A 370-nucleotide genomic window follows, 5' to 3' on the forward strand; every position below is an offset into this window, starting at 1 on the left:
CGTTGGTGTCGATGGCTGTTGTGAAGGATGTCGCAGCGGCAACTTTGGAGTCAACGGCAACTTTGTCTGCACCGGTAGCACCACCGAGGATGGCCAGAGCGGCTTGACCCAGTGTGACTTTGCCGTTCAGCAGTTGGCCTGTCCAGTAGTTGAGACCTGCTACGTCAGCTTTGTGGCCAAACAGGTTGTTGTAGATGGTGTTGACTGTGTCTTCTGTCGTTTTACCAGCGAATACTGTAGCGTATTCTGCTTGTTTGGAGAAGCTGTCGGCGATTTGGTTCAGTGTGAAACCTTGAGCCATCCAGTAAGCCAGACCATTTGGGTCTGCTGGGCGGTTGAAGTATGCGATGTAAAGCTTTTGGATATCAGC

At 51.6% G+C, this 370-nt stretch carries 1 protein-coding gene; it reads right to left on the minus strand.

The window, feature by feature from the left end; translation table 11 throughout:
• Positions 1 to 370, minus strand: a 370-nt coding sequence (locus ACO0LI_RS30675; protein WP_423037716.1) for a DUF4214 domain-containing protein, incomplete at both ends; no start/stop codon positions are given.

It is taken from the genome of Undibacterium sp. Tian12W, assembly GCF_049339405.1.
GTDB lineage: Bacteria > Pseudomonadota > Gammaproteobacteria > Burkholderiales > Burkholderiaceae_D > Undibacterium.